Here is an 18262-nt window from a genome sequence, read left to right on the forward strand (position 1 = left end):
CATAACCATCGTCATATGTCCGTCATCCACCTGCCCTTTATTGTGGCACGCTTTTGTGATCTAGCTTACTTATTGGCTGAAAAAGGAAAATTGACGAATGACGGATGCAAACCACCCGATTTACGGCGATATTGACGGCCCCATCATCATGATCGGCTTCGGCTCCATCGGGCGCGGTACTCTTCCGTTGATCGAACGTCATTTCAATTTCGACAGGACCCGGCTCGTCGTCATCGACCCGCGCGAGGACATCGCCGCCTTTCTGGCCGAAAGGAACATCCGCCATATCCAGACGCATCTGACCAAGGAAAATTACCGCGAGATTTTGAAGCCGCTCCTCAAGGGCGTTCAGGGCCAGGGCTTCTGCGTCAATCTTTCGGTCGATGCCGCCTCCGTCGATCTGATGCGGATTTGCCGCAAGCATGGCATGCTTTACATCGACACGGTCGTCGAACCCTGGCCCGGGTTTTATTTCGACGCCGATGCCGACAATGCGGCCCGTACCAACTATTCGCTACGCGAGACCATGTTGAAGGAAAGGACGCGCAAGCCGGGCGGAACGACGGCGGTTTCCACCTGCGGCGCCAATCCGGGCATGGTGTCCTGGTTCGTGAAACAGGCGCTCGTCAATCTCGCCAAGGATACCGGCCACGACATCGAGGAGCCACAGCCACATGACCGGGAGGGCTGGGCAAAGCTGATGAAGCGGCTTGGAGTCAAAGGCGTTCACGTGGCCGAACGCGACACCCAGCGGGCGAAGGAACCCAAGCCCTTCGGCGCTTTCTGGAACACATGGTCCGTTGAAGGTTTTATCGCGGAGGGTTTTCAGCCCGCCGAACTCGGCTGGGGAACACATGAAAACTGGATGCCGAAAAACGCGAAAAAACAGAAAAAGGGAAGCAAGGCGGCGATCTATCTCGACCAGCCCGGCGCCAATACGCGGGTGCGGACATGGTGTCCGGGTCTGGGTCCGCAATATGGATTTCTCGTCACGCATAACGAAGCGATTTCGATTTCCGACTATTTCACCGTCCGCAACGATGATGGCGACGTGACGTATCGGCCGACCTGCCATTATGCCTATCATCCCTGCAACGACGCCATTCTTTCCCTGCATGAACTTTTCGGCAATGGCGGCACCCCTCAGCCCATCCAGCATGTGCTTACCGAAGACGAGCTTGTCGACGGCGCCGATGAACTCGGCGTTCTTCTTTATGGCCATGACAGGAATGCCTATTGGTATGGGTCTCGGTTGAGCCTGCAGGAGGCGCGTTTGCTTGCGCCCAGCCAGAATGCCACCGGATTGCAGGTCAGTTCCGCGGTTCTGGCCGGCATGGTCTGGGCAATCGAAAATCCTGAAGCCGGCATCGTCGAGGCGGATGAAATGGATTACCGCCGTTGTCTCGAGGTGCAGCGCCCCTATCTCGGACCTGTGGAGGGCCATTATACCGACTGGAAACCGACCGATGGCCGCCCCGGCCTGTTTCCCGACAACATCGATACGTCCGACCCCTGGCAGTTTCGCAACATCCTCGTGCGCTGACGGGACGGAGTCTCATATTTGTCACGCAGAGGCTTTCCTGAATGACGTCAGGAACCGGGGAGAGCGAGCAACGTTGCCTTGAAATAAGAAACGCTTCACGGCATGGTCGAAGCATAGAAAGTTTCATCGAATCGCAGGAGAACAGGCTCATGAACTTCAAGACAAGCGCTGCTTTGCTTTCAGCCGCCATAGCGGTGTCTTCATGCGTCGCGCCGGGACCCTCGCAGCAGTCCTCGATGGCGCCTTCGCTTTCCCGCGGCCCGGCCGTCGACGGTCGCTGGATCGACCGTAACGGCATCGTATCGACCTTCCAGAACGGCGCCTTCTCCACCCGTTCGACCGACACCAACACGCTTCTGGCCTCCGGCACCTATGTCACGATTTCGCCGACGCTTTACGAAATCAACATGACCTCGCTGGTGCGCAACACGCAGTCGCGCGTAAACTGCGCCCTCGTCTCCCCGTCACAATTGAACTGCACGACGGATACGAACAGCCAGTTCTCGCTAACGCGCCAGGGCTGATAACGTTATCTTTTCAAAAAGATGATCTTCTAAAACGCACGCCTTGAGCGTGCGTTTTCGTTTATTGCGCACCCGTCATAATTTCGCTTGCGGCGATTGCCGCTAAATGGAAACATCGCGCTTTGAAAGACTGACATGATTTCAGATTAGGAAATGAGCACGGCTGGAGGATGATCGACCGGCCCGGGCTTCCGCTTTGAACAGGAGAGAGGGACCATGAAGAAAATTTTGGGACTGGGCATGCTGAGCGTTTCGGCGATAACGCTTTCTGCCGGAGCGGCTCTAGCCGATTACGAGCTCAACATTCTTCACATCAACGATTTTCACTCCCGTATCGAATCGATCAACAAGTTCGACTCGACCTGCTCGGCGGAGGAAGAAGGCAAAAACGAATGCTTCGGAGGCGCCGCCCGCCTTCTGACCGCAATCAATCAGACCCGTGACGCCCTGAAGGCCGCAGGCAAGAACGTCCTCCTGCTCAATGCCGGCGACAATTTCCAGGGATCATTGTTCTACACCACCTACAAGGGCACCGTGGAAGCGGAAGTTCTGAACGCCATGAAGTTCGACGCCATGACCGTGGGCAACCATGAGTTCGACGACAGCGAAGACGGGCTTGCCGGCTTCCTCGACAAGGTGCAGTTCCCCGTCGTGACCGCCAATGTGGTGGCCACCGCCGCCTCGAAAATCGGTGACCGCGTCAAGCCGTCCATCGTGCTCGAAGTCGGCGGACAGAAAATCGGGATTGTCGGCGCTGTCGCCAACGATACGGCAGAACTGGCAACGCCCGGTCCCAATATCACCATCGCCGAAGATGTGGCGAAAATCAGCGAGCAGGTGCAAAAGCTGAAGCAGGACGGCGTCGACAAGATCATCGCCCTCACCCATGTCGGCTATCCGCGCGATCTCGAATTCATCGCCAAAATCCCTGACGTCGACGTCGTGGTCGGCGGCCACACACATACGCTGCTTTCTAACACCGACCAGAAGGCCGAAGGCCCCTATCCGACCCTCGTCGACAATCCCGGTGGCTACAAGGTTCCGGTCGTTCAGGCCGGGCAGTACAGCAAATATCTGGGCGACCTCAAAGTGGTCTTCGACGACAGCGGCGTGGTCAAGGAAAGCAAGGGCGATCCCATCCTGATCGACTCCTCCTTCAAGCCCGATGAAGCCACGCTAAAGCGCATCGATGAGTTGAAGGCGCCGATCGAGACTCTGAAATCGAAGGTCGTCGGCTCCTCGGAAGGCCCGATCGAGGGAGACCGCAAGGTTTGCCGTGTGAAGGAATGCTCCATGGGGAATCTGGTGGCCGATGCGACGCTCGCCCGCGTCAAGGATCAGGGCGTGACCATCGCTTTCGCCAATAGCGGCGGCCTGCGCTCCTCCATCGATGCCGGCGATGTCTCCATGGGCGAAGTGCTGACGGTTCTGCCATTCCAGAACACGGTCGCGACCTTTCAGCTGAAGGGCGAGGATATTCGCGCCGCTCTCGAAAACGGCGTCAGCCAGATCGACGACGGCGCCGGTCGTTTCATGCAGGTTTCCGGCCTGAAATATTCCTTCGACCGCTCCAAGCCGGCCGGCAGCCGGGTCGTTTCGGTCGAGGTCAAGGAAGGCGACGCCTTCGTGCCTCTCGACCCCGCCAAGACATATATCGTCGCGGCCAATAATTACGTACGCACCGGCGGCGACGGCTTCAAGGTCTTTGCGACCAAGGCAGTCAACGCCTATGACTTCGGCCCCAACCTTGAGGAAGCCGTTGCGGCCTACATCACCGCCAACAGCCCCTATAAGCCCTACACGGATGGCCGCATCAGCGAAGTGACGCCTGCCGGTTATGTCGCTCCGGCAAAGCCTGCGGCACCCGCGCCGGCCGCAACCGCACCTGCGCCGGCCACCACACCGGCCCCCGCTCCCGCGGCACCCGCCGCCACTGCACCTGCTCCCACAGTACCGGCCGCCACGGCACCGGCCACGACGACGCCCGCCGCAACCGCTGCTGCCGCCAGCAAATATGTCGTTGAAAAGGGCGACTCGCTCTGGAAGATCGCAGCGGAGAAATATGGCGACGGCGCTCTCTGGAGCAGAATTGCCAAGGCAAACACGCTGAAGCATCCGAACCACATCGAGATCGGTGAGGAACTGGAACTGCCGGCTCAATAAGCCGAACGGGAACAGACAGGGCAATTTGCCGCAGACAGGAAGCCGGCCCTCGGATATCGGGGTCGGCTTCCTATTTTCCTTTTAAAACAAACCGTTACGGATCAAATTTTTGCAAGGGACCGCGCGTGGCTTTCTCCCCCCGGGAAATAGCCTTCACCGGTAGTTTAATCCTGAAAAATTTCGTCTAGAACACGTGAACGAATTGACCGCACGAGCGTATAGCTCGGGCATCGTCGGCCCAAACCCCGCCGCGGTTGGCGTTCGGCGCGCATCAACAGAAGATGGAGCGTTTCAGCCCTTATCCGGAACGAACCGCTCCTCACGCAAACAGTCAGAGTTTCAGGGTGTCATTCATGGCGACAGAACTATCCGCACTCCCCGCAAACCATCCCCGCACGGCATTTGGCAAGGTCGGCGTCCTGCTGGTCAATCTCGGCACGCCTGACGGTACGGATTATTGGTCGATGCGCCGTTATCTGGCGGAATTCCTGAGCGACAAGCGGGTAATCGAATGGTCGCGTCTCTACTGGTATCCGATCCTTTACGGCATTGTCCTCAACAAGCGCCCGCAGAAAGTCGGCAAGGCCTATGAGGAAATCTGGAACCACGAGCGCAACGAAAGCTATCTGCGCACCTATACACGCAGCCAGGGCGAGTTGCTGGCGGAAGCGCTGAAAGACCTGCCAAATGTTGTGGTCGACTGGGGCATGCGTTACGGCCAGCCCTCCATCGCCTCGAGGATCGACGCGCTGAAGGAACTGGGCTGCGAAAAAATCCTGCTCTTCCCGCTTTATCCGCAATATGCTGCGTCGACGACGGCAACTGTGAACGACAAGGCTTTCGAACACCTGATGAAGCTGCGCTGGCAACCAGCCATCCGCACCGTCCCGCCATATCATGACGATCCGGCCTATATCGAGGCGCTTGCCGCCTCGGTGAAAAACCATCTGGCGACGCTGGACTGGGAACCGGAAATGCTGATCACGTCATTCCACGGCATTCCGCAATCCTATTTCAAAAAAGGCGATCCTTATTATTGTCACTGCCAGAAAACCGCCCGGCTGCTGCGCGAGGCGCTGGGGCGTACAGAGAAAAATTTCATGATCACCTTCCAGTCGCGTTTCGGGCCGGAGGAATGGTTGCAGCCCTATACCGACAAGACCGTGGAAAAGCTGGCGTCGGAAGGCGTCAAGCGCATCGCCGTGATGAATCCCGGCTTCGTTTCGGATTGTCTTGAGACACTGGAAGAAATCGCCGGTGAAGCGGGCGAGATTTTCCTGCATAATGGCGGAGAGAAATTTACCCATATTCCCTGCCTGAACGACAGTGCCGAGGGCATGAATGTTCTCGAAAAGGTTGTGAGACGGGAGTTGCAAGGGTGGGTGTAATCTTGCCATAACGAAGCCGGGCTAAAACCCGCATGGTTCTGATCTGGAGGAAAAGTGATGATTGCATTGGGCGGTTTCGATATCGTCGTGCTGGCGGCAGTGGTTCTGGTCATTCTGGTGCTGTTTGCCGGCATCAAGACCGTGCCGCAGGGATATCGCTACACGGTTGAACGTTTCGGGCGTTATACCCGCACGCTCGAACCGGGCCTTAACCTGATCATACCCTTCTTCGAGCGTATCGGCGCCCGCATGAATGTGATGGAACAGGTGCTGGATATCGCCACCCAGGAAGTCATTACCCGCGACAATGCCAGCGTTTCTGCCGATGCGGTGGCCTTCTACCAGGTTTTGAACGCCGCGCAGGCCGCCTATCAGATCGCCAATCTGGAAAACGCCATCCAGAACCTTACCATGACCAATATCCGCTCGGTGATGGGCTCGATGGACCTCGACGAGTTGCTGTCGAACCGTGACGCCATCAACGATCGCCTGCTGCGCGTGGTCGATGAGGCCGTCGGGCCATGGGGTATCAAGGTCACCCGCATCGAAATCAAGGACATCGCGCCGCCGAAGGATCTCGTCGATTCCATGGCCCGGCAGATGAAGGCGGAGCGCGAAAAACGCGCACAGGTGCTGGAAGCCGAAGGCGCCCGCAACGCCCAGATTCTGCGCGCGGAAGGCGCAAAGCAATCCGCCATTCTTGAGGCCGAAGGCCAACGCGAGGCGGCGTTCCGCGACGCCGAGGCGCGCGAACGTCTGGCCGAGGCCGAGGCCAACGCCACCCGCATGGTCTCGGAAGCCATTGCCGCCGGCAATGTCCACGCCATCAACTATTTTGTCGCCCAGAAATACACCGAGGCGCTCGCCGAGATCGGCACCGCGAAGAATTCCAAAATCGTGCTGATGCCGATGGAGGCTTCGGCGCTGATCGGTTCCCTCGGCGGTATCGGCACGATTGCGAAAGAGGTTTTCGGCGAAAGGGGCGACGCACCGACTGCGCCTGCCACCTCCACGGCGTCCCGCTCCGTGCCGCCGACGCGACCCTCCGGCCAGAGCATCAACGTCACGGTCCCTGGTAATCCATTCGGTTCTTCGTCGGAGAAATGACGATGTTACAACAGCTTGCCACTGAGCTGGGGCCGTGGAGCTGGTGGATCGTCGCCTTCGTGCTTCTGGCCGCCGAACTCATCGCTCCCGGCGTGTTCTTGATCTGGATCGGCCTCGCCGCGCTGGTTATCGGCGCGGTCTCGCTGCTTTTGTGGGATGCTGCATTCTGGGCCTGGCAATTGCAGTTGGTGCTGTTTGCCGCGCTCTCCATCGTTTTCGCCCTGCTCGGCCGGAAATATTTCGGAAGAAACCGGGCTGCAAGCGACGAACCCTTCCTCAACCAGCGGGAGGCAAGCCTTGTCGGACGCACCGCGACCCTTCAGGAACCGATTGTCGAAGGGCGTGGCCGGATCAGGCTGGACGACACATGGTGGCCGGTCAACGGCGAAGACCTGCCGGCCGGCACCCGGGTAAGAATAGCTTCCGCACGCGGACGCACGCTGACAATCGAGCCGCTAGACCGATAAGTTCAAGATCGGCGACGGCTTCAAGCCACGCCAATTCTCAAGAGATCGTGGAAATGCACCAGCCCAATGGGCCGGTTATCCTCATCGATGACAATCAGCGCGCCAATGTGGAATTTTTCCAGCGTCGCCAGCGCACTGGTCGCCAGCACGGATTTTTTGACGGTTTTCGGCGTGCGGGTCATGATGTCATCGACCGTCATCTCGGCGAGGTTGCGCGACAGGTTGCGCGCCATATCGCCCTCGGTGACGATGCCGCACAGGCGGCCATCCTCGTCCAGAACGCCGACACAGCCAAAATGCTTGCGCGAGAGAACACCGACTGCTTCCGGCATGGCCGTTCCCTTGTTGACCAGCGGCACGCGATCGCCCGTATGCATGATATCGCCGACCAGCGTCAGGCTCGCCCCAAGCTTGCCGCCGGGATGGAACACCTTGAAGTCACCCGCAGTGAAATTGCGCGCCTCCAGCAGCGCAACGGCCAGGGCATCGCCCAGCGCAAGCTGCATCAACGTAGAGGTCGTCGGCGCAAGGCCGAGCGGGCAGGCTTCCTGCTCATTGGGAACCAGCAGCACGATGTCGGAAGCCCGCGCCAGCGATGAATTTTCCGAACAGGTGAGCGCGATCAGCGGAATCGAGAAACGGCGGGAATAATTGATGATGCTGCGCAATTCAGCGCTTTCACCACCCTTGGAAATGGCCAGTACCACATCATCGCCGCCGATCATGCCGAGATCGCCGTGATTGGCCTCAGCCGCATGCACAAAAAAGGCGGGCGTGCCGGTGGAAGCGAAGGTGGCGGCAAGTTTTGCGCCTATATGGCCGCTTTTTCCGACCCCGGTAATGATGAGACGGCCATTCGACTGGCCGATGGTCTCGATCGCCTTGCAGAATGGGTCAGAAAGACCGTTCCTCAGAGCATCCTCGAGGGCGGCAAGGCCAGCCCGCTCCATTGAGATCGTCCGCACGGCGGATTCGATGGCGTTGTCTTCGACCAATTTGACGGCGCGTGTAATCATGGCCGACTGTTACTCTTTCAACCGAAATAAGTCCACTCTTCACCGGCGGGCGCAGGGTTTTAGTAGATACCGCCCGAAAATCTCCAACGGTTTCGGTAAAGCGGCGCCTCGTCAATGACGCCGATCCGGCGGAGAAATCTCCTCCATCGTTCCAAGCCGTTTGAAGGGGATGTTTTCCTCGTCGACCAGATACCGCCCGAGCGTCCTTACCCATGAGACCGAGCCGTCGCTGCGGCGCACGGCGTATTCCTGATTATAAAAACTTGCGGCCTTCAGGGTGATCAATGCCGATTCGATCACGCGGTTTCGATGATCGAGATCCACTTTTTCAAGCATCTGAAAAATGCTGATCCCCTGCATTGCCTGTCGCAGCGGAATCCCAAAGAGTTTGGCACATACTTCGTCTAGATAGAAACGGTCATTGGTAATATCCCAACAATAAAAACCGAGCTGCTTGGTGTTCAAAACCGGATTCATGAAACGATGCTGTCACACAAAATAAAATTCAATACCACTTGCTGGGCAATAGAAGATCAGCCCACATAAACCATAGGGCGATTCCGCACCAAATTGAAACGTTTTAATCTTCTCATATTAGGAATATTTTGCATTCTTGACCATTTTCTTCCAGTCATGGTGACGGGTGAAATCGTCCCACCGGGCCTGATGATCGGCGCCGTTGGCTTTGCGCTCCTACCATAACACCGAAATCCCGGCGATGTTTATCAACTGTTAACCATAAAAAACCTATTGTTAAAGCGATGTTAAAACTTGCGTCGCCTGTCTGGTCCCTGGTTTCTTCACGTCATTTCATCGGCCTATTACTCATCGGGCCTGAGGAGATGTCTTGGTGGCCCTTCGATCCGGCATCGGCCAAACTCGCCGGGTGAAAAGGAATGAACGTGAAAGGCGCCGCCACACGTCTGCCGACGTCGCGGAAAGCAGCAACCCTGCTGCTCGCCTGCACGATTTTTTACCCGCAGGGAAGCGTCTTCGCGCAGACTGCAACGACAGCCATACCTGTCTTGCCGGGCGCCGCTTCTGCCGTCGACGGAGCAGCTTCACCCACACCGGCAACGGACAGCGGGGTGAGCACTGGCGCTGTCACGGCCACAGCTACGACCACGCCCGCACCACAACTCTGGCGTCCCTCCACCAATCCCGGCGATCCTATTTACGAACAGCAGGACGACGCAAGCCAACCCTCTGCCGAGGCCGAAAACCCCTATGAGCCGACGGTAGACGGTGGCGAAAACCCACGGATAGCGACCGAACCCGGACAGACGCCCGGCATCCGGCTCGGCACGTTCCTGCTGCGACCGTCAATCAGCCAGACGATCAATACGGAAAAGCAGACGAATACCGGCGGCCCCTCCAGACGCAACTATCTGACGACAGGCATACGGGGCACGCTCACCAGCGACTGGTCCCGTCATGCTTTGACGGTGACGGGCGACGGGGCCTGGGAGAGGAACTTCGGCAGCGACAAGGACGGCGAAGAGCCCCGGGCAAGGATAGAGGCCGATCTACGCCTCGATCTCGGTGAAGAAACGACGGCCAATCTCAAGGCCGGTTATGAATTCAGCCGCGAGGACACGACGGACCCCAATGCTCTCACCGGCGCTGCCGTGCAGGGCGGTGAGCACCGCTTCACCACCGGCGCGTCGATAGAGCGGGATTTCGGCAAGCTGCGCGGCCTGGCGGCGCTCGATCTGTCGCGCACGGTCTATACGGATGCGAAAGGCATCGACGGCCGGCCGATCAGCCTCAGCGACCGCGATCAGAACGGCGCGAACCTGCGTGGACGCATCGGTTATGAGTTGTCGCCGGCGCTCATCCCCTTCCTGGAACTGAATGCCGGGACGACCAAATATGACAGGCGTCTCGACAATTCCGGCTATGCCCGTTCCTCCAATGCCTATGGGGCGAAGGTCGGCGCGGAAGTCGATCTTGGCGAGAAGACCCGCGGCGAGGCCGCCATCGGTTATTTGCGCAAGCAATATGACGACGATCGCCTTGCCTCGATCGGCGCATTGACGCTGGATGGCGAGCTCAACTGGTCACCCCAGCGCGGCACGAACGTCAATCTCGGTCTGCGCACGACGATAGAGGACTTCGCCGGCGGACCACAGGGCGGCTGGGTTTCCTATCGGTTGGATGCCGGCCTGACCCACGAATTGCGCAGCAACCTCGTTGCCCGCCTGACGGGACAGGTCGTGCATCGCACATTCCCCTCTTCAGACATGGAAAATGCCGTTGAATATACCGCAGGCGCCGGCCTGACCTGGGGGTTGAACCGCTATCTCGACCTGACGGCGGACGTCAGCTACCAGTGGACACCGGTTTATGACAGCAGCGAGCTACGTGTCGGCGCAGGACTTGTCCTCAAGCGATAGGCTTCGGCCAAAAAGAAATCCCGGCGCTGAGGCCGGGATCCCGTTTCTGTTCTGGTGGATTACTTCAGCCCGTCGATCAGGGCCTTGATCGGCTCTTCGATCGCAGGGCGAATATCGCCACGCTCCAGCGCGAAAGCGACGTTGGCAAGAATGAAACCATCCTTGGCGCCGCAGTCGAAGGTCTGGCCGCGGAAATGATAGCCGGAGAACTGCTGTGATTTGGCAAGCGTCAGCATGCCGTCCGTCAGCTGGATTTCGTTGCCGGCGCCACGCTCCTGATTTTCGAGAATGTCGAAAATCTCGGGCTGAAGGATGTAACGGCCGTTGATATAGAAATTCGACGGCGCCGTACCCTTGGCCGGCTTTTCGACCATTTCCGTGATCTTGAAACCTTCGCCCACGGCGTCACCCACGCCGACGATACCGTATTTATGCGTCTGATCGGGAGCGCATTCCTGCACCGCGATGACGTTGCCCTGGGTCTGGTCGTATAGTTCGACCATGCCCTTCAGGCAGCTTTTCTGCGAATGCATGATCATGTCGGGCAAAAGCACGGCGAAAGGCTCGTCGCCGACGATATCGCGGGCGCACCAGACCGCATGGCCGAGACCAAGCGGCACCTGCTGGCGGGTGAAGCTCGCGGTGCCCGCCTTGGGCAGAAGGCCGGCCAGCAATGTCAGCTCGGCATTCTTGTTGCGCTCGCGCAGCATCTGTTCGAGTTCAAATTGAATATCAAAATAATCTTCGATCACCGCCTTGCCGCGGCCGGTGACAAATACAAAATGCTCAATGCCCGCTTCCGCCGCCTCATCGACGACATATTGAATGACCGGCTTGTCGACGACGGTGAGCATTTCTTTCGGAACCGCCTTGGTTGCGGGCAGGAAACGCGTGCCGAGACCCGCGACCGGAAATACGGCCTTCCGAATTTTCTTCTGTTCTACCACATATCCCTCCTGAGAGATAAAGCTTGATCACAATCCCCGCACGCTGTTGTTATTTCAAAAATAACAACGTTTTGTAAAGGGTGACGCTACCATCTATTAATGGTAAAGAATTTGTTGACGTTCTTTTGTTATCCATGATGACGCCCGATGCGTTTTCGCAATCGAAATGACATTCGAGAGAACGAAAGACAGACGATGACAAAGATGATCCTTTCCGATGTCCGCAAATTCGGCTGCATGGTGGTTGCAGGCCTGGCAATCTCGCTGGCGCCCGTTTCGGCCCGCGCCGATCAAGGATTCCGTCAGTGGATCAACCAGTTCTACGCAACAGCCGCAAAAGAAGGCATTAGCAGAGCGACATATCAGAAGGCCTTTGCCGGTGTCAGCGAGCCGGATCCCGACGCGCTGCGCAAGGCCACCTTCCAGCCGGAATTCACCACGCAAATCTGGGACTATCTCGATTCCCGCGTCAATCCGTATACAGTGCGGATCGGCCGCGAGATGAAGATGAAGCACGCAACGACCCTCAACTGGATCGAGCGTAACTTCAATGTCGACAAGCATATCATTCTGGCCATCTGGTCGATGGAATCGAATTACGGTGCGGTTCTCGAAAAGCCTGAGCGGCTGCACAATATTCCGCAGGCGCTGGCAACACTCGGCTATTCCGACCCCAAACGCGCCAAATTCGCGCGCACGCAATTGATCGCCGCTTTGAAGATTCTCCAGGCGGGCGATGTGACGCCGAAACAGCTGACGGGCTCCTGGGCGGGCGCGATGGGTCATACCCAGTTCATCCCGACCAGCTACCTGCTTTATGCGGTGGATGCGGATGGCAACGGCAAGCGCGACATCTGGCGCTCCATTCCGGACGCGCTGGCGACCGCGGCCAATCTGCTTTCCAAGAACGGCTGGCAGCCCGGACGGACCTGGGGTTATGAAACCGCCGTTCCGCGTGGCGGCGCCCGTTATGAAGGGCAGACCAAGACCATTGCGGAATGGGCGAAGCTTGGCTTCACCCGCCCGAACGGCAAGAACTTCACCCGCGGATCCGATCGCGCCATGCTGAAGTTGCAGGGCGGGGCAAACGGCCCCGGTTTCCTGATGATGAAAAACTTCTTCACCATCAAGAAATACAACGCCTCCGACAGCTATGCGCTCGCCGTCGGCCTGCTTGCGGATGAGATCGCCGGTTATGGCGGTATGCAGCAGAAGTGGCCACGCCCCGATGGGACGCTGGATATTCGCGAAAAATTCGAGCTGCAGACCCGCATGAAGGAACTCGGCTATTATAACGGTGAGGTCGATGGGAACTTCGGCTCCGGGTCGAAAGCCGCAATCAGCGCCATCCAGTCGCGCATGGGTATGGAAACCGATGGCCAGCCGTCGCAGCGGTTGCTGAGAGCCTTGCGTAATTGATAATGTGCCGGTGAATTCGGCGGCTATCAAGAAACGCCGCCGAAATATCCGGAAGGGTTGATGTGATGAGTGGGAAGCCTCAGGTGAAAAACGGAAGAACCGGCTGGCGTTTCTCGGCCGTCCTTCTTTCAGCCGTCCTTACCGTGCCGCTCGTTCCTTCCGAAAGCTTTGCACAGGAGCAACGGCGTACACTGTTTGAAATGCTCTTTGGCAAACCGGTGGGCCGCGACGGCGGATCCGGGCGCGACTACCAGCCCCGCAACCGCCGCGACTTTCCGTCTGCTCCGCGCGAAAGATCGGTCACCCGCCCCCAACCCGCCAGAAAAGCGCCCTCGGTGGTTCAGATGCGGACCGCAAAGCCGGAGCCAGCCGCCAAGCTTGAAAATGCGCGGCGCGTTCTGGTCATAGGCGATTTTCTCGCCGGCGGCATGGGGGACGAACTGGTCAATGCCTTTGCCAATTCGCCTGCAATCGCCGTCGATGTGCGTGCCAACGGCTCCTCCGGCCTCGTGCGTACCGATTATTACGACTGGTTCAAAAACCTTCCGCAGTTTATCAGCGAAACCAATCCGGCTACCATTGTCATCATGATCGGATCGAACGATCGCCAGCAGATGCAGATCGGCGACACCAGGGAAAAGTTCGGCACGGAGGTCTGGTTCAAGGAATATGAACGGCGGATCGACGAGCTGCTGGCGCTTGCCGGACGCCAGAAGGCGCCGCTGCTGTGGGTCGGCCTGCCTGCCTTCCAGTCGCCGTCGCTTTCGGCCGATCTTGTCGGTTTCAACCGGCTTTATCGCAGCCATGTCGAAAAATATGGCGGTGAATTCGTGGACGTCTGGGACGGTTTCGTCGATGAGGCGGGAAAATTCGTCATTACCGGTTACGACATGAACGGCCAACAGGCCCGCCTGCGCGAGGCTGATGGCATAGGCATGACCCAGGCCGGCAAACGCAAGCTTGCATTTTACGTTGAGAAATTCGTGCGCAGACACCTCGATAGCGCCGGACCGGACCTTGTGAAACTGGACGGCAGCAATCTACCGGCACTTACCTCCCTGCCCGCACTCGGCATCGATGCCGGGCAGGTGCGCACCCAGCCTATCAGTCTCACCGATCCCAATCTCGACGGCGGCGACAAGCTGTTAGGCGATGCGCCTTTGGCCGCCGGGCCGACACGCGTCTCCGTGGTGGAATCGCCACGCGAAAGGTTGACCAAGCGCGGCGAGATGGCCGATGCGCCGGCAGGCCGTATCGATGACTATCGTGTGGCGCCCGATACCGCGCAGACAAAACAATAGAGGCTTTCGGAGCGGCCCGACCGCCCCGCAGCGGGCGTAATGTTTAGGCAATCCGCACATGACAGGATAGGTACAGCTTTGCAGGAATGCGGAGTTGGCCATCCGCCAGCCCCAGTCCCTTTTTTTTGCATGGCGACATCGATTTGGCGGCGACGCCTCGCTTGTCCTTAGCGCGAGCGGCGTCGACGTTTTTGCCTTTCGCCGCGCCCCTTCCCGGAAGGGATACCGGACAATACCGAGATGGAATTCATGCGCCTGCTGCTTGTTGAAGACGAACGCGAAATGGCAGCAGCCCTGTCCGCCGCGCTCCACCGGTTCGATATTATCGTGGATACGGTCGGCACGCTCGATCTTGCCCGTCACGCCATCATGGACGGCGTCCATGACCTTGTCGTGCTTGACCGGCAATTGCCCGATGGTGACGGCATCCAGCTTATCGAAGATTTGCGGCTCCTGCCCCTCACCCCGCCCGTCATCGTGCTGACGGCGCAGGGAGCGCTTGTGGATCGGGTGAACGGTCTGAACCTCGGCGCGGACGACTATCTGGCCAAACCATTCGCGGTCGAGGAACTGCTTGCGCGCATCCGCGCCCTGATGCGCCGGCCGGCCGGCGCCGTGACGATGACGGCAAAACTGGGCAGGCTGGAATTCTGCTTCGAAACCCGCGAAGTGCGCATCAAGGGTGAATTCCTTCCGCTGACCAGACGCGAACTGCTGATCCTCGAAGCCCTGTTGCGGCGACAGGGCAGGACGGTGCTTCGCTCATTGCTCGAGGAAGCCGTTTATAATTTCGACGATGAGATCCAGTCCAATGCACTCGATTCCCATATTTCCCGCTTGCGCCGCAAATTGGCGGCCGCGGATGCGGGCCTTGAGGTCCATGGCATTCGCGGCGTGGGTTACCTGCTGAGGGCGACCTCGTGAAGCTGGCCAGAAGAAAATCGCTCAAGCGCCGGCTGACCCTTCAACTGCTGTTGTTCCAGATCGGCAGCCTGTTCTTCGTCACCGCCGCCATGGTCACCTATATGTCGAGCGGCGGCGCAGGCAGCGCGCTGCTCAGCCCGGAGGCGGCCCAGACAACCGCCAACGCGATCATACGGAATGAAGATAATCGGCTGGTTCTCAAAGAAACGCCCGAATTCGTCAAGCTGCGCAGCAATACCTCCGATTTCTGGTTCGTCGCGGTCAGCGAAAACGGTGAGATCGTGCAGGGCGGGCAGGTGCCCGAGGCATTCAGCAATATGGATCAGCAATTGAGCGACATCAGGGTCTCAGACGTGCGCGACGCGGCGCTGTCCTATTCCTACCTCGCCGTGGTGCGAATCGCCGTCGTTCGCCGCGCTTCGGGGCCGGCGGGAGAATTCGTCATGATCGGCAAAGGCGGGCCGTTCAGCATGACGTTACCGGTTTTGTTGTTTTCGAACATCTTGATCATGCCTGTCCTCATTCTCATGTCCATCGTGACGGTCGTGACCATCCCCTGGATCATCCGCAGGGAATTTCGCGCCCTTTCCACCATTGCTCGCACAGCGGAAACCATCGATATCGACAGGCGCGGATACCGATTGCCGGATGGCGATATTCCGAAGGAAGTGCAGCCTCTCGTTCACGCCGTCAACGGCGCGTTGAAGCGACTGGACGACGGCTACGAACGACACAAGCGCTTCATTCTCGATGCCGCCCATGAATTGCGAACCCCCGTCGCCATTCTCCAAACCCGCGTTGAAACGCTACTGGACGGCCCGGCCCGCAGCAGAATATTGGCGGATGCCAGCCGTATCGCCGTGCTGGCCGAACAATTGCTCGATTTGCAGCGCCTTGGCGGGCAGAAGGCCCCTCTGGTCCCGCTTGATCTTGTCAACCTGTGCAGATCGGTCGTCGCTGACATGGCCCCGCTCGCCATATCACAGGGATATGCGCTGTCCTTCGAACCGGAGGAAGAGCCGATCCTCGCCCTTGCAGACCACGCTTCGTTGCAGCGCGCCCTGATGAACATCGTGCAAAACGCCATCGAACATGGCGGCAATCGCGGCACGATCACGATAAGGGTGGCAGCAAACCGGGTGATCGAGATAGCCGACGAAGGCAATGGCATTCCCGAAGAGGACCGGGAACTGGTTTTCGATGCCTTCCACCGCGTGCGACCGAAAGATCGCGGCACCGGGCTTGGGCTCAACCTCGTGCAGGAAATCGTCCGCTATCACGGTGGGGAAATTACCATCAGCGATGCTTCCACCGGTGGCGCCTGCTTCCGTATCACCCTTCCCTATTGCTGAAGAAAAGTCCTCATTTTCGCAACCAAAAGAAAAGGCCTGTTGCATCTGCAACAGGCCTTTTCGGCTCGTATTACCGTCAGTGCTTAGCGCGGAAGGACGGTCGCACCCATCAGCGCTTCATCGATTGCACGCGCCGCCTGGCGGCCTTCCCGGATCGCCCAGACCACCAGCGACTGGCCACGGCGCACGTCGCCCGCCGCCCAAAGCTTGTCGACCGAAGTCTTGTAGTCGGTTTCATTGGCGATCACATTGGTGGAACCGCGACGGTCAGTGTTGAGCTTCAGCTTGCCGTCCATTTCCTTCAGCACGCTGTCCGTGAAGGGACCTGAAAAGCCGATCGCGATGAACGCAAGATCGGCCTTGATGATGAATTCCGTGCCAGCAATCGGCTTGCGGCGGTCATCCACCTGGCAGCACTTCACTCCTGTCAGCACGCCGTCTTCGCCGACGAATTCGAGCGTCGCCACCTGGAACTCGCGGATGGCGCCTTCGGCCTGCGAGGACGAGGTACGCATTTTCGTCGCCCAGAAGGGCCAGACCGCCAACTTGTCTTCCTTTTCCGGCGGCATCGGGCGGATGTCGAGCTGGGTGACCTTCACGGCACCCTGACGGAAAGCCGTACCGACGCAGTCGGATGCGGTATCGCCGCCACCGACAACGACGACATGCTTGCCGCCGGCAAGAATAGGATCGGCCGGCCAGCCAATGCTGTCGATATTTTCGCGACCGACGCGGCGGTTTTGCTGCACGAGATAGGGCATGGCATCGTAGACGCCATGCAGATCGGCGCCGCCGATACCGGCCGGGCGCGGGGTTTCCGAACCGCCGCAATAAAGCACGGCATCGTGGTCGGCCAGAAGCGCTTCGACCGTTACATCGACGCCGACATTGACGCCGCAATGGAAGGTGACGCCTTCGCCCTTGATCTGCTCGACACGGCGGTCGATGAAGTTCTTCTCCATCTTGAAGTCCGGAATACCGTAACGCAGCAGGCCGCCGGGCTTAGATTCGCGCTCATAGACATGAACCTCGTGGCCGGCGCGGCCCAGCTGCTGCGCAGCCGCCATGCCCGAAGGACCGGAACCGATGATGGCGACCCTCTTGCCGGTGTGGATCGTCGCGGGCTTCGGCACGATGAAACCCAGCTCATAGGCCTTGTCGGCAATCGCCTGCTCGACGGTCTTGATGGCGACCGGCGCATCCTCGAGGTTCAGCGTGCAAGCCTCCTCGCAGGGTGCCGGACAGACGCGGCCGGTGAACTCCGGGAAGTTGTTGGTGGAATGGAGGTTGCGGATCGCCTCTTCCCAATTGTTGTTATAGACCAGATCGTTCCAGTCCGGGATCTGGTTATGCACGGGACAGCCCGTCGGGCCGTGACAGTAGGGAATGCCGCAGTCCATGCAGCGCGCCGCCTGCTTCTGCACTTCGGCATCCGACATCGGAATGGTGAATTCGCGGAAATGGCGGATACGATCCGATGCGGGCTGATACTTGCCCACCTGACGGTCGATCTCCAGAAAACCTGTAACCTTGCCCACGTTTAAATCCTCACATCAAAGCGGAGCGCCTGTCGGGCCCCAGTACCAGTAAGCGAAACCCATAGCCGCCCCCAATACGATGAATTCAAATCCGGTCTCGCCGCTCGTCCAGTAGATTGCCGTGGGAACGGCGACCGCGATCATCAGCGAGACCAGTTGGTGTAGTATCCTCACGCG

Annotated in this window: 16 protein-coding genes; 11 read left to right on the plus strand and 5 right to left on the minus strand. The window is 58.8% G+C overall.

Going from position 1 to position 18262, the window contains the following annotated elements:
• Nucleotides 1-97: 97 nt before the first annotated feature.
• From O9X91_RS15805 to O9X91_RS15830, 6 genes are all read left to right on the plus strand, one after another.
• The gene (locus O9X91_RS15805) at nucleotides 98-1543 is read left to right on the plus strand and encodes a homospermidine synthase (protein ID WP_269833603.1); all 1446 of its coding nucleotides are present in this window, start codon (nucleotides 98-100) and stop codon (nucleotides 1541-1543) included.
• 149 nt (nucleotides 1544-1692) lie between these two features.
• On the plus strand, nucleotides 1693-2067 hold the full coding sequence (gene omp10 / locus O9X91_RS15810; RefSeq protein ID WP_077983501.1) for an outer membrane lipoprotein Omp10: 375 nt from the start codon (nucleotides 1693-1695) through the stop codon (nucleotides 2065-2067).
• 216 nt (nucleotides 2068-2283) lie between these two features.
• A complete protein-coding gene (locus O9X91_RS15815) occupies nucleotides 2284-4230 on the plus strand; it encodes a 5'-nucleotidase C-terminal domain-containing protein (RefSeq protein ID WP_269827092.1) in 1947 nt (648 codons plus the stop codon).
• Between the two features lie 353 nt (nucleotides 4231-4583).
• Entirely contained in the window at nucleotides 4584-5618 is a 1035-nt protein-coding gene (gene hemH / locus O9X91_RS15820) for a ferrochelatase (protein ID WP_077983503.1), read from the plus strand.
• A gap of 57 nt (nucleotides 5619-5675) precedes the next feature.
• Complete coding sequence (locus O9X91_RS15825; RefSeq protein WP_142913571.1) at nucleotides 5676-6725, plus strand: SPFH domain-containing protein; 1050 nt, start codon at nucleotides 5676-5678, stop codon at nucleotides 6723-6725.
• Nucleotides 6726-6727: 2 nt separating this feature from the next.
• Nucleotides 6728-7192 (plus strand): NfeD family protein, encoded by a 465-nt coding sequence (locus tag O9X91_RS15830; RefSeq protein WP_077983505.1) that lies wholly within the window; start codon nucleotides 6728-6730, stop codon nucleotides 7190-7192.
• A 20-nt stretch (nucleotides 7193-7212) separates the two neighbouring features.
• Here O9X91_RS15830 and O9X91_RS15835 read toward each other — a convergent pair whose 3' ends face one another.
• Nucleotides 7213-8208: a KpsF/GutQ family sugar-phosphate isomerase gene (locus tag O9X91_RS15835; RefSeq protein WP_137411378.1), complete on the minus strand. Its 996-nt coding sequence runs from the start codon at nucleotides 8206-8208 to the stop codon at nucleotides 7213-7215.
• A gap of 111 nt (nucleotides 8209-8319) precedes the next feature.
• Nucleotides 8320-8685 carry a PAS domain-containing protein gene (locus O9X91_RS15840; RefSeq protein WP_137411377.1) on the minus strand — a complete coding sequence of 122 codons (366 nt, stop codon included), beginning with the start codon at nucleotides 8683-8685 and terminating at the stop codon, nucleotides 8320-8322.
• Between the two features lie 419 nt (nucleotides 8686-9104).
• Between O9X91_RS15840 and uppP the strand changes: the two genes are divergently transcribed.
• A complete protein-coding gene (gene uppP, locus O9X91_RS15845; protein ID WP_142913480.1) occupies nucleotides 9105-10604 on the plus strand; it encodes a polysaccharide biosynthesis protein UppP in 1500 nt (499 codons plus the stop codon).
• A gap of 59 nt (nucleotides 10605-10663) precedes the next feature.
• Here uppP and galU read toward each other — a convergent pair whose 3' ends face one another.
• Nucleotides 10664-11551 carry a UTP--glucose-1-phosphate uridylyltransferase GalU gene (gene galU, locus O9X91_RS15850; RefSeq protein ID WP_077983509.1) on the minus strand — a complete coding sequence of 296 codons (888 nt, stop codon included), beginning with the start codon at nucleotides 11549-11551 and terminating at the stop codon, nucleotides 10664-10666.
• 195 nt (nucleotides 11552-11746) lie between these two features.
• Between galU and O9X91_RS15855 the strand changes: the two genes are divergently transcribed.
• From O9X91_RS15855 to O9X91_RS15870, 4 genes are all read left to right on the plus strand, one after another.
• Entirely contained in the window at nucleotides 11747-12970 is a 1224-nt protein-coding gene (locus tag O9X91_RS15855; protein ID WP_077983613.1) for a lytic murein transglycosylase, read from the plus strand.
• Between the two features lie 65 nt (nucleotides 12971-13035).
• A complete protein-coding gene (locus O9X91_RS15860; RefSeq protein ID WP_142913481.1) occupies nucleotides 13036-14271 on the plus strand; it encodes an SGNH/GDSL hydrolase family protein in 1236 nt (411 codons plus the stop codon).
• A gap of 249 nt (nucleotides 14272-14520) precedes the next feature.
• Entirely contained in the window at nucleotides 14521-15195 is a 675-nt protein-coding gene (locus O9X91_RS15865) for a response regulator transcription factor (protein WP_077983614.1), read from the plus strand.
• Complete coding sequence (locus tag O9X91_RS15870; RefSeq protein ID WP_142913482.1) at nucleotides 15192-16547, plus strand: sensor histidine kinase; 1356 nt, start codon at nucleotides 15192-15194, stop codon at nucleotides 16545-16547. Before O9X91_RS15865 ends, O9X91_RS15870 begins: the two co-directional genes overlap by 4 nt.
• Nucleotides 16548-16630: 83 nt before the next feature.
• Here O9X91_RS15870 and O9X91_RS15875 read toward each other — a convergent pair whose 3' ends face one another.
• A complete protein-coding gene (locus O9X91_RS15875) occupies nucleotides 16631-18085 on the minus strand; it encodes a glutamate synthase subunit beta (RefSeq protein ID WP_142913483.1) in 1455 nt (484 codons plus the stop codon).
• 15 nt (nucleotides 18086-18100) lie between these two features.
• Nucleotides 18101-18259, minus strand: coding sequence for a hypothetical protein (locus O9X91_RS15880; protein ID WP_161596371.1), 159 nt, complete (start codon nucleotides 18257-18259; stop codon nucleotides 18101-18103).
• Between the last annotated feature and the right edge of the window lie 3 nt (nucleotides 18260-18262).

The sequence above is a fragment of the Agrobacterium salinitolerans genome (genome assembly GCF_027498475.1).
Taxonomy (GTDB): domain Bacteria; phylum Pseudomonadota; class Alphaproteobacteria; order Rhizobiales; family Rhizobiaceae; genus Agrobacterium; species Agrobacterium salinitolerans.

Coding starts and splice junctions, on each gene's coding strand:
- O9X91_RS15805 (WP_269833603.1), top strand. CDS start 98: ATGACGGATGCAAACCACCCGATTTACGGCGATATTGACGGCCCCATC.
- omp10 (WP_077983501.1), top strand. CDS start 1,693: ATGAACTTCAAGACAAGCGCTGCTTTGCTTTCAGCCGCCATAGCGGTG.
- O9X91_RS15815 (WP_269827092.1), top strand. CDS start 2,284: ATGAAGAAAATTTTGGGACTGGGCATGCTGAGCGTTTCGGCGATAACG.
- hemH (WP_077983503.1), top strand. CDS start 4,584: ATGGCGACAGAACTATCCGCACTCCCCGCAAACCATCCCCGCACGGCA.
- O9X91_RS15825 (WP_142913571.1), top strand. CDS start 5,676: ATGATTGCATTGGGCGGTTTCGATATCGTCGTGCTGGCGGCAGTGGTT.
- O9X91_RS15830 (WP_077983505.1), top strand. CDS start 6,728: ATGTTACAACAGCTTGCCACTGAGCTGGGGCCGTGGAGCTGGTGGATC.
- O9X91_RS15835 (WP_137411378.1), bottom strand. CDS start 8,208: ATGATTACACGCGCCGTCAAATTGGTCGAAGACAACGCCATCGAATCC.
- O9X91_RS15840 (WP_137411377.1), bottom strand. CDS start 8,685: ATGAATCCGGTTTTGAACACCAAGCAGCTCGGTTTTTATTGTTGGGAT.
- uppP (WP_142913480.1), top strand. CDS start 9,105: ATGAACGTGAAAGGCGCCGCCACACGTCTGCCGACGTCGCGGAAAGCA.
- O9X91_RS15855 (WP_077983613.1), top strand. CDS start 11,747: ATGACAAAGATGATCCTTTCCGATGTCCGCAAATTCGGCTGCATGGTG.
- O9X91_RS15860 (WP_142913481.1), top strand. CDS start 13,036: ATGAGTGGGAAGCCTCAGGTGAAAAACGGAAGAACCGGCTGGCGTTTC.
- O9X91_RS15865 (WP_077983614.1), top strand. CDS start 14,521: ATGCGCCTGCTGCTTGTTGAAGACGAACGCGAAATGGCAGCAGCCCTG.